Here is a 9,639-nt window from a genome sequence, read left to right on the forward strand (position 1 = left end):
GAATGGTTCGGACGGCCTGACCTAGCACCGTCCAAACTCGTTGTTACGGAGGTCAGTTCATGACTCGCAACCGAAAGGTTGCGTTTTACGGACGAGGCGTGATGTACTGATAGGCAACCAGGAGGTTGCATATGAGCACTGATCGGATCGAGAAACAAGTCGTGTTGCGCGCGCCGCTGGACCGGGTGTGGCGGGCCATCACCGACGCCGAGGAATTCGGGCGCTGGTTCGGCGTCCGCTTCGACGGGCCCTTCGTGGCCGGCCGGCCCGTCACCGCGACCATCACCCCGACCACCGTCGACGAGGACGTCGCCAAGCGCCAGCAGCCGCACGCCGGCGTGGCCAGCACGTGGCAGATCGTGGCCATCGAACCGCGGCGGCGGTTCGCCTACCGCTGGCACCCGTGCGCGGGCGAGCCGGACGTCGACCAGGAGCCCACCACGCTGGTCGAGTTCGTCCTGGCGGAGACGCCCGACGGCGTGCTGCTCACCATCACCGAGTCCGGCTTCGACGCCATCCCCGCGGCGCGCCGCGCGTCCTCGTTCGAGTCCAACTCCGAGGGCTGGGCCATCCAGACCGATCTCGTGCGCCGGTACCTGGAGGGCACGCGGGTATGAGCGCCGTCGGCGCGCCGCTCTTCGACGCGCTGGGGGATGCGAATCGGCTGCGCATCGTCGTCCGGCTCTGCGACGTCGGACCGTGCTCGACATCGCAAGTCACCCAGGCCATTCCGGTGACCCGGCAGGCGGCCAGCAAGCACCTGGCCCTGCTGGAGTCGGCCGGACTGGTCACCAGCAGCCGTCGGGGCCGCGAGCGCGTCTGGACCGTGCGGACCGCGCCGCTGGTCCAGGCGAGCGACTACCTCACCCAGTTGTCGCGGCGCTGGGACGCCGCGGTCGACCGGCTGCGCGCCTACGTGGAAGGACAGTGAGCCGGCCGCCGCATCCGCCACACCGGTCCCGCCCTGGAGAGGATGGGCCGTTGGCGCCAAGGCGTCGCAGTCGTCCGCCGTCGGCGCCCTTCGATAGCCTGCGGAGGTGACTTCAGCAGAGGCGGACCCGGTTGCGCCCGAGGTTCGGCGGGAGTGGCGGGAACTCGCCGACGAGGTGCGCGAACACCAGTTCCGTTACTACGTGCGCGACGCGCCGATCATCTCCGACGCGGAGTTCGACCAGCTGCTGCGTCGGCTCGAGGCGCTCGAGGAGCGGCATCCCGAGCTGCGCACGCCCGATTCGCCCACCCAGCTCGTCGGCGGCGCCGGCTTCGCCACCGATTTCACCGAGGCCGAGCACCTGGAGCGGATGCTGTCGCTCGACAACGTGTTCAGCGCCGAGGAATTCGAGCTGTGGGCGGCCCGCGTGCGCGGCGAGGTCGGTGACGAGGTGCCTTACCTCTGCGAGCTCAAGATCGACGGCGTTGCGCTGTCGCTGGTGTACCGCGGCGGGCGGCTGGTGCGGGCGGCGACCCGCGGCGACGGCCGCACCGGCGAGGACGTGACGCTGAACGCCCGCACCATCGACGACGTCCCGGAGCGGCTGACGGCCGCCAAGGGCTACCCCGTGCCGGACGTTCTCGAGGTGCGCGGTGAGGTGTTCTTCCGCCTCGCCGACTTCGAGGCGCTCAATGCCGCGCTCGTCGAGGACGGCAAGACGCCGTTCGCCAACCCGCGCAACAGCGCCGCGGGATCGCTGCGGCAAAAGGACCCCGCGGTCACCGCGCGGCGCAAGCTGCGGATGATCTGCCACGGGGTGGGACACACCGAAGGCTTCCGGCCCGCCACCCTGCACGACGCCTACCTGGCGCTGGGCGCGTGGGGCCTGCCCGTCTCCGAACACACCACCCGGGTGGAAAACGTGGGCGGCGCGCTCGAGCGCATCACCTACTGGGGCGAGCACCGCCACGACGTCGACCACGAAATCGACGGTGTGGTCGTCAAAGTCGACGACGTGGCGCTGCAGCGCAGGCTCGGCTCCACCTCGCGGGCGCCGCGCTGGGCGATCGCGTACAAGTACCCGCCCCAGGAGGTGCAGACCGAGCTGCTCGACATCCGCGTCAACGTCGGCCGAACCGGGCGCGTCACGCCGTTCGCGTTCATGTCCCCGGTCAAAGTCGCGGGGTCGACGGTGGGACTGGCCACCCTGCACAACGCCGCGGAGGTCAAGCGCAAGGGCGTGTTGATCGGCGACACGGTGGTGATCCGCAAGGCCGGCGACGTGATTCCCGAGGTGCTGGGCCCGATCGTTGACCTGCGCGACGGCTCCGAACGCGAATTCGTCATGCCCACAACGTGTCCCGAATGCGGCACCCCGCTGGCCCCCGCGAAGGAGGGCGACGCCGACATCCGCTGCCCCAATGCCCGATCCTGCCCGGCGCAGTTGCGGGAGCGGGTGTTTCACGTCGCCGGGCGCGGCGCGCTGGACATCGAGGGGCTGGGTTATGAGGCCGCCATCGCGTTGCTGCAGGCCGGGGTGATCGCCGACGAGGGGGACCTGTTCACCCTCTCCGAGGACGACCTGCTGCGCACCGAGTTGTTCCGGACGAAGGCCGGCGGGTTGTCCGCCAACGGCGTGCGGCTGCTGGCCAACTTGGGTGCGGCCAAGGCGAAGCCGCTGTGGCGGGTGTTGGTGGCGTTGTCGATCCGGCACGTCGGGCCGACGGCCGCCCGCGCGCTGGCCACCGAGTTCGGGAACCTCGAGGCCATCGAGGCGGCGTCCACCGAGCAGCTCGCCGCGGTCGAGGGCGTCGGCCCGACGATCGCCGCGGCCGTCACGGAATGGTTCACCGTCGACTGGCACCGCGCGATCGTCGACAAGTGGCGGGCGGCCGGAGTGCGGATGGCCGACGAACGCGACGCCAGCGTGCCGCGCACGCTGGNCCGGGTTTCGGGGGCACCCGGGCTGCCGGCGAGGCGCTCGAGCTCGCCGCCCGAACTGCGCAACACCGTGCACCAGCTGACGCGCAGCACCCTGGGCGCCTCGTCGGCGAGGACCTGCAGCCGCGAGGCGTTGTCGGCGGCGGCGGCGACATGGTCGAGGAGCTCCAGCTCGCGGTGGGCCTCCAGCAGCCCGGTGTGCGGCCGGACGCTGTCCACGCGCACGTTGGGCAGCGACTCCGCCGCGGTGATCAGCCGGTCCGGCATCGCCCCCGGCGGCAGCTCGATGACCAGGTCGTCGATCGCGTACCCCGAGCTGCGCTCCACCACGTCGAGCGACAAGATGTCGGCGCCCGCCGAGCCGAGCGCCACCGCCAGCGAGCCCAGGCTGCCCGGGCGGTCGGCCAGCTCGATGCGCAAGAGATACGACGGCACGGCCAACACTGTCGCACAGCTATGTATCCGTGGCATTTCGGCTGGAACCGGCCGCACCCGACCCGCGACCGCGGGTGCGGCCAGCCGCACACTCGACCACGAGCGCGCGGCCAGCCGCACACTCGCGGGTTCCCCCGGCCGCGGGCATGGCGCTNCGCCGACTTCGAGGCGCTCAATGCCGCGCTCGTCGAGGACGGCAAGACGCCGTTCGCCAACCCGCGCAACAGCGCCGCGGGATCGCTGCGGCAAAAGGACCCCGCGGTCACCGCGCGGCGCAAGCTGCGGATGATCTGCCACGGGGTGGGACACACCGAAGGCTTCCGGCCCGCCACCCTGCACGACGCCTACCTGGCGCTGGGCGCGTGGGGCCTGCCCGTCTCCGAACACACCACCCGGGTGGAAAACGTGGGCGGCGCGCTCGAGCGCATCACCTACTGGGGCGAGCACCGCCACGACGTCGACCACGAAATCGACGGTGTGGTCGTCAAAGTCGACGACGTGGCGCTGCAGCGCAGGCTCGGCTCCACCTCGCGGGCGCCGCGCTGGGCGATCGCGTACAAGTACCCGCCCCAGGAGGTGCAGACCGAGCTGCTCGACATCCGCGTCAACGTCGGCCGAACCGGGCGCGTCACGCCGTTCGCGTTCATGTCCCCGGTCAAAGTCGCGGGGTCGACGGTGGGACTGGCCACCCTGCACAACGCCGCGGAGGTCAAGCGCAAGGGCGTGTTGATCGGCGACACGGTGGTGATCCGCAAGGCCGGCGACGTGATTCCCGAGGTGCTGGGCCCGATCGTTGACCTGCGCGACGGCTCCGAACGCGAATTCGTCATGCCCACAACGTGTCCCGAATGCGGCACCCCGCTGGCCCCCGCGAAGGAGGGCGACGCCGACATCCGCTGCCCCAATGCCCGATCCTGCCCGGCGCAGTTGCGGGAGCGGGTGTTTCACGTCGCCGGGCGCGGCGCGCTGGACATCGAGGGGCTGGGTTATGAGGCCGCCATCGCGTTGCTGCAGGCCGGGGTGATCGCCGACGAGGGGGACCTGTTCACCCTCTCCGAGGACGACCTGCTGCGCACCGAGTTGTTCCGGACGAAGGCCGGCGGGTTGTCCGCCAACGGCGTGCGGCTGCTGGCCAACTTGGGTGCGGCCAAGGCGAAGCCGCTGTGGCGGGTGTTGGTGGCGTTGTCGATCCGGCACGTCGGGCCGACGGCCGCCCGCGCGCTGGCCACCGAGTTCGGGAACCTCGAGGCCATCGAGGCGGCGTCCACCGAGCAGCTCGCCGCGGTCGAGGGCGTCGGCCCGACGATCGCCGCGGCCGTCACGGAATGGTTCACCGTCGACTGGCACCGCGCGATCGTCGACAAGTGGCGGGCGGCCGGAGTGCGGATGGCCGACGAACGCGACGCCAGCGTGCCGCGCACGCTGGAGGGCCTGACCATCGTCGTCACCGGTTCGCTCGCGGGCTTCTCCCGCGACGACGCCAAGGAGGCGATCGTGTCGCGCGGCGGCAAGGCAGCAGGGTCGGTGTCAAAGAAGACCGACTACGTCGTCGCCGGCGACGCGCCAGGATCCAAATACGACAAGGCGGTGGAGCTCGGCGTGCCAATCCTCGACGAGGACGGGTTTCGAAAGTTGTTGGCCGGCGGGCCTACTGACACTGAGACTGCAGGGTGACCGGCGATGAGCAGTCGGTACGGCGATTCGACGCGTAGCGTCAAGGCCGTAAGCTCCCCGGCAATCCCGGGACAACCGGTGACGCCTTCGGCGGTGCTGGCCTCTACGTATTACCTGTCGGCCGACGAAACCTCCGGTTTGGATGCCTACGGCCGCAACTCCAATGCGACTTGGCGGCAAGTCGAATCGGCGGTCGCCGCACTGGAGGGAGCGACCAGCGCGGTGGTCTTCAGCTCGGGCATGGCGGCCATCAGCGCCGCGCTGCGCGGGCTGACCGAGCCCGGTTCCGCTTTAGTCGTGCCGTCCGACGGCTACTACCAGGTGCGCCGCTTCGCCGCGGAACACCTTGCGCCCGCGGGCGTGACGGTCATCGAGGCGTCGAGTTCGCAAATCTATGACGCCGCCGCCAGCGCCGACGTGGTGCTGGCCGAAACCCCCACCAACCCAGCTCTGGATGTCGTTGACCTCCAGCGGTTGGCCACGATTTGCCACTCTCGTGGAGCCCGCCTGATCGTCGACAACACCGCCGCCACACCGTTCGGTCAATGCCCACTGTCATTGGGGGCCGATGTCGTGGTGGCCAGCGCCACCAAGGGACTCTCGGGTCAGAGTGACCTGCTGGCCGGATACGTGGCGACCAACCAGCCGGAGCTGACCTCCGCGGTCGAACGCCAACGGCTGCTCGCCGGTGCGATCCTCGGCGGGTTCGAGGCGTGGCTGCTGCTGCGCAGCCTCGGAAGCGCCGGACTGCGATTCGAGCGCCAGTGCCGGAATGCGCAGGCGGTAGCGACGAGGCTCGCTCGCCATCCGGCGGTACGAGCGGTGCGCTACCCGGGGTTGGTCGAGGACCCGGCGCACCCCGTGGCCGTTGCACAGATGCGCCGGTTTGGAGCCCTGGTGTCATTCGAATTGGCCGACGCGGCGGCGGTCCAGACACTCGTTGAGGGCAGCGAGCTGCTCATCGCCTCCACCAGCTTTGGGGGCATCCACACCTCGGTGGACCGCCGGGCACGCTGGGGCGACCCCGTCGCCGGCGGATTCGCGCGTCTCTCGCTCGGAATCGAGGACACCGACGACCTCGTCGCCGACATCGAGCGGGCCCTCGGCTCTGCTCGGTGATGCGCGGACCTCAGCGCAGCATCGTCGCCACGATCCCGGCCAGGTAGCCCAGCCGGGCCACCTCCGACGGCCGGAATTCCGGGCCGGGGCGGCCCAGCACCACCGCCGTGTGCGGGTCGCCCAACGGCGCGGCGACCATCGTCATGTTCATGTCGCGCCACGCCTGCGGCACCCACTCGGCGCTCCCGTCGAGCGCCGACGCGCGCTCGATCGGCAGCCAGGGGGCGGAATCGGCCCGGGTTTCGGGGGCACCCGGGCTGCCGGCGAGGCGCTCGAGCTCGCCGCCCGAACTGCGCAACACCGTGCACCAGCTGACGCGCAGCACCCTGGGCGCCTCGTCGGCGAGGACCTGCAGCCGCGAGGCGTTGTCGGCGGCGGCGGCGACATGGTCGAGGAGCTCCAGCTCGCGGTGGGCCTCCAGCAGCCCGGTGTGCGGCCGGACGCTGTCCACGCGCACGTTGGGCAGCGACTCCGCCGCGGTGATCAGCCGGTCCGGCATCGCCCCCGGCGGCAGCTCGATGACCAGGTCGTCGATCGCGTACCCCGAGCTGCGCTCCACCACGTCGAGCGACAAGATGTCGGCGCCCGCCGAGCCGAGCGCCACCGCCAGCGAGCCCAGGCTGCCCGGGCGGTCGGCCAGCTCGATGCGCAAGAGATACGACGGCACGGCCAACACTGTCGCACAGCTATGTATCCGTGGCATTTCGGCTGGAACCGGCCGCACCCGACCCGCGACCGCGGGTGCGGCCAGCCGCACACTCGACCACGAGCGCGCGGCCAGCCGCACACTCGCGGGTTCCCCCGGCCGCGGGCATGGCGCTCGCGGCTAGGCTTTCCTGTCGTGTCTCAGATCTCCCGCGACGACGTGGCGCACCTCGCCCGGCTGGCCCGGCTGGCGCTGACCGATGGCGAGCTGGACAGCTTCGCCGGCCAACTCGACGCCATCCTGACCCACGTCAGCCAGATTCAGGCCGTCGACGTCACCGGCGTCGAACCGACCGACAACCCCCTCAAGGACGTCAACGTCACCCGCCCCGACGAAATGACGCCGTGCCTGACGCAGGCCGAGGCGCTGGCCGAAGCGCCCGAAGCCGTCGACGGCCGCTTCGCNGGGCTACCAGCCGGGGGTGCTCGCGTCGTTCGAGGCGGCGGTCGAGCGGTTGACCGCGTTGGGCGCCGAGGTCAGCGAAGTCGACTGCCCGCACTTCGATCACGCGCTGGCCGCCTACTACCTGATCCTGCCGTCGGAGGTGTCCAGCAACCTGGCCCGCTTCGACGCGATGCGCTACGGGCTGCGGGTCGGTGACGACGGCACGCACAGCGCCGAGGAGGTCATGGCCCTGACCCGCGCCGCCGGCTTCGGGCCGGAGGTCAAGCGGCGCATCATGATCGGCACCTACGCGCTGTCGGCCGGCTACTACGACGCCTACTACAACCAGGCGCAGAAGGTCCGCACGCTGATCGCCCGCGACCTCGACCGCGCCTACGAATCCGTCGACGTGCTGGTGTCGCCGGCGACGCCGACCACCGCCTTCCCGCTCGGCGAGAAGGTCGACGACCCGCTGGCGATGTACCTGTTCGACTTGTGCACGCTGCCGCTGAATTTGGCCGGGCACTGCGGCATGTCGGTGCCCGCGGGGCTGTCCCCGGACGACGACCTGCCGGTGGGGCTGCAGATCATGGCCCCCGCGCTGGCCGACGACCGGCTGTACCGGGTGGGCGCCGCGTACGAGGCGGCCCGCGGCCCGCTGCCCGTGCCACCCACCGTTTAGTCGGCCGTTGCTCGCGCCATTGCCGGGCCGCCCAGGCAAGATAAGGGCATGCGGATCGGAATTCTCACCGGGGGCGGCGACTGCCCCGGGCTCAACGCCGTCATCCGGGCGGTGGTGCGCACCTGCGACTCGAGGTACGGCTCGTCGGTGGTCGGGTTCCAGGACGGCTGGCGCGGGTTGCTGGAGAACCGGCGCATCCAGCTGCAGAACGACGACCGCAACGACCGCCTGCTGGCCAAGGGCGGAACGATGCTGGGCACCGCCCGCGTGCACCCGGACAAGCTTCGCGCCGGGCTGAACCAGATCAAGCAAACGCTGGACGACAACGGCATCGACGTGTTGATCCCGATCGGCGGCGAGGGCACGCTCACGGCCGCGCACTGGCTGTCGGAAGAAAATGTTCCCGTCGTGGGTGTGCCCAAGACCATCGACAACGACATCGATTGCACCGACGTGACTTTCGGCCACGACACCGCGCTGACCGTGGCCACCGACGCCATCGATCGGTTGCACAGCACGGCCGAATCCCACCAGCGGGTGATGCTGGTGGAGGTGATGGGCAGGCATGCGGGATGGATCGCGTTGAACGCCGGGCTGGCGTCCGGCGCGCACATGACGCTGATCCCCGAGCAGCCCTTCGACGTCGAGGAGGTGTGCCGCCTGGTGAAACGTCGCTTCCAGCGCGGGGATTCGCACTTCATCTGCGTGGTCGCCGAGGGCGCCAAGCCGGTGGCCGGCTCAATCAGTTTGCGGGAAGGCGGAATTGACGAGTTCGGCCATGAACGCTTCACCGGCGTGGCGGCGCAGCTGGGCGCCGAGGTCGAGACGCGGATCAACAAGGAGGTCCGGGTGACCGTGCTGGGCCACGTCCAGCGGGGCGGCACTCCGACGGCCTACGACCGAGTGCTGGCCACCCGGTTCGGCGTCAACGCGGCCGACGCCGCCCATGCCGGGGAGTACGGCCAGATGGTCTCGCTGCGCGGCCAGGACATCGGGCGGGTGACGCTGGCGGACGCGACGCGCCAGCTCAAGCTGGTGCCCGAAAGCCGCTATGACGACGCGGCGGCCTTCTTCGGCTGATCGGCTGATCGGCTGGGCGGCGACCCGTTGGCAAACAATCGGTGGCTCCCACTTGACGACCGCCTGAATTTGCCGCCGAATCGTGCAGCTCGCGGCGCTGGGCGCGACATTGGTGGTTTTCTGCCAGTTCGAAGCGGTTATACCGGGACGTATGAGCAACCGCGGTTCGCTTCGCGGAATCGTTCAGCAGCCGCCCGCATCGGCGGGGCCCGCGGGCCCGCCGGGCCGTCAGCGNCGCCCGGCTGGCCCGGCTGGCGCTGACCGATGGCGAGCTGGACAGCTTCGCCGGCCAACTCGACGCCATCCTGACCCACGTCAGCCAGATTCAGGCCGTCGACGTCACCGGCGTCGAACCGACCGACAACCCCCTCAAGGACGTCAACGTCACCCGCCCCGACGAAATGACGCCGTGCCTGACGCAGGCCGAGGCGCTGGCCGAAGCGCCCGAAGCCGTCGACGGCCGCTTCGCCGTGCCGCAGATCCTGGGGGACGCCGAGTGACCGAGATCGTCCGCTCCGACGCCGCGACGCTGGCCGCCCGGGTCGCCGCAAAGGAGCTTTCCTCCACGGAAATCACCCGGGCCTGCCTGGACCGGATCGAGGCGACCGACGACCGCTACCACGCGTTTTTGCACGTGGCGCCCGACGCGGCGCTGGCGGCCGCGGCGGCCGTCGACCAGGCGGTGGC

General features: G+C 70.7%; 6 protein-coding genes and 6 pseudogenes. 10 read left to right on the plus strand and 2 right to left on the minus strand.

Annotation, left to right across the window (positions count from 1 at the left end; translation table 11 throughout):
- The first annotated feature begins 131 nt into the window (after positions 1–131).
- From BN4348_RS34265 to ligA (BN4348_RS34275), 3 genes and pseudogenes are all read left to right on the plus strand, one after another.
- The gene (locus BN4348_RS34265) at positions 132–617 is read left to right on the plus strand and encodes an SRPBCC family protein (protein ID WP_066909259.1); all 486 of its coding nucleotides are present in this window, start codon (positions 132–134) and stop codon (positions 615–617) included.
- Positions 614–931: an ArsR/SmtB family transcription factor gene (locus BN4348_RS34270; protein WP_066909262.1), complete on the plus strand. Its 318-nt coding sequence runs from the start codon at positions 614–616 to the stop codon at positions 929–931. The genes BN4348_RS34265 and BN4348_RS34270 overlap by 4 nt, the downstream gene beginning before the upstream one ends.
- 106 nt (positions 932–1,037) lie before the next feature.
- Positions 1,038–2,873, plus strand: a pseudogene (gene ligA, locus BN4348_RS34275) (NAD-dependent DNA ligase LigA); the annotation flags it as partial.
- Here the strand turns inward: ligA (BN4348_RS34275) and BN4348_RS34280 are convergent.
- Positions 2,870–3,307 (minus strand): annotated as a pseudogene (locus BN4348_RS34280) (amino acid-binding protein); the annotation flags it as partial. The pseudogenes ligA (BN4348_RS34275) and BN4348_RS34280 sit on opposite strands and share 4 nt — an antisense overlap.
- A gap of 147 nt (positions 3,308–3,454) precedes the next feature.
- Between BN4348_RS34280 and ligA (BN4348_RS34285) the strand changes: the two are divergent.
- Together ligA (BN4348_RS34285) and BN4348_RS34290 are read left to right on the plus strand one after the other, a co-directional pair.
- Positions 3,455–4,981 (plus strand): annotated as a pseudogene (gene ligA, locus BN4348_RS34285) (NAD-dependent DNA ligase LigA); the annotation flags it as partial.
- A 6-nt stretch (positions 4,982–4,987) separates the two neighbouring features.
- Positions 4,988–6,100, plus strand: a complete 1,113-nt coding sequence (locus BN4348_RS34290; protein WP_066909265.1) for a cystathionine gamma-lyase — start codon at positions 4,988–4,990, stop codon at positions 6,098–6,100.
- A 10-nt stretch (positions 6,101–6,110) separates the two neighbouring features.
- On the opposite strand, the gene BN4348_RS34295 is transcribed toward BN4348_RS34290, so the two are convergent.
- Positions 6,111–6,767 carry an ACT domain-containing protein gene (locus BN4348_RS34295; RefSeq protein WP_096866247.1) on the minus strand — a complete coding sequence of 219 codons (657 nt, stop codon included), beginning with the start codon at positions 6,765–6,767 and terminating at the stop codon, positions 6,111–6,113.
- Positions 6,768–6,941: 174 nt separating this feature from the next.
- Here BN4348_RS34295 and gatC (BN4348_RS34300) point away from each other — a divergent pair.
- The 5 genes and pseudogenes from gatC (BN4348_RS34300) to BN4348_RS34320 all read left to right on the plus strand — a co-directional run.
- A pseudogene (gene gatC, locus BN4348_RS34300) lies at positions 6,942–7,208 on the plus strand (Asp-tRNA(Asn)/Glu-tRNA(Gln) amidotransferase subunit GatC); the annotation flags it as partial.
- A gap of 4 nt (positions 7,209–7,212) precedes the next feature.
- Positions 7,213–7,872 (plus strand): annotated as a pseudogene (locus BN4348_RS34305) (amidase family protein); the annotation flags it as partial.
- Positions 7,873–7,920: 48 nt separating this feature from the next.
- A complete protein-coding gene (locus BN4348_RS34310; protein ID WP_066909271.1) occupies positions 7,921–8,952 on the plus strand; it encodes an ATP-dependent 6-phosphofructokinase in 1,032 nt (343 codons plus the stop codon).
- A 242-nt stretch (positions 8,953–9,194) separates the two neighbouring features.
- Complete coding sequence (gene gatC / locus BN4348_RS34315; RefSeq protein WP_066909274.1) at positions 9,195–9,452, plus strand: Asp-tRNA(Asn)/Glu-tRNA(Gln) amidotransferase subunit GatC; 258 nt, start codon at positions 9,195–9,197, stop codon at positions 9,450–9,452.
- Positions 9,449–9,639: pseudogene (locus BN4348_RS34320) on the plus strand (Asp-tRNA(Asn)/Glu-tRNA(Gln) amidotransferase GatCAB subunit A); the annotation flags it as partial. The gene gatC (BN4348_RS34315) and the pseudogene BN4348_RS34320, both read left to right, overlap by 4 nt.

The organism is Mycobacterium interjectum (genome assembly GCF_900078675.2).
Taxonomy (GTDB): domain Bacteria; phylum Actinomycetota; class Actinomycetes; order Mycobacteriales; family Mycobacteriaceae; genus Mycobacterium; species Mycobacterium interjectum.

Excerpts from the sequence above, each read along its gene's own strand:
- BN4348_RS34265 (WP_066909259.1), top strand. The coding sequence starts at position 132 with ATGAGCACTGATCGGATCGAGAAACAAGTCGTGTTGCGCGCGCCGCTG.
- BN4348_RS34270 (WP_066909262.1), top strand. The coding sequence starts at position 614 with ATGAGCGCCGTCGGCGCGCCGCTCTTCGACGCGCTGGGGGATGCGAAT.
- BN4348_RS34290 (WP_066909265.1), top strand. The coding sequence starts at position 4,988 with ATGAGCAGTCGGTACGGCGATTCGACGCGTAGCGTCAAGGCCGTAAGC.
- BN4348_RS34310 (WP_066909271.1), top strand. The coding sequence starts at position 7,921 with ATGCGGATCGGAATTCTCACCGGGGGCGGCGACTGCCCCGGGCTCAAC.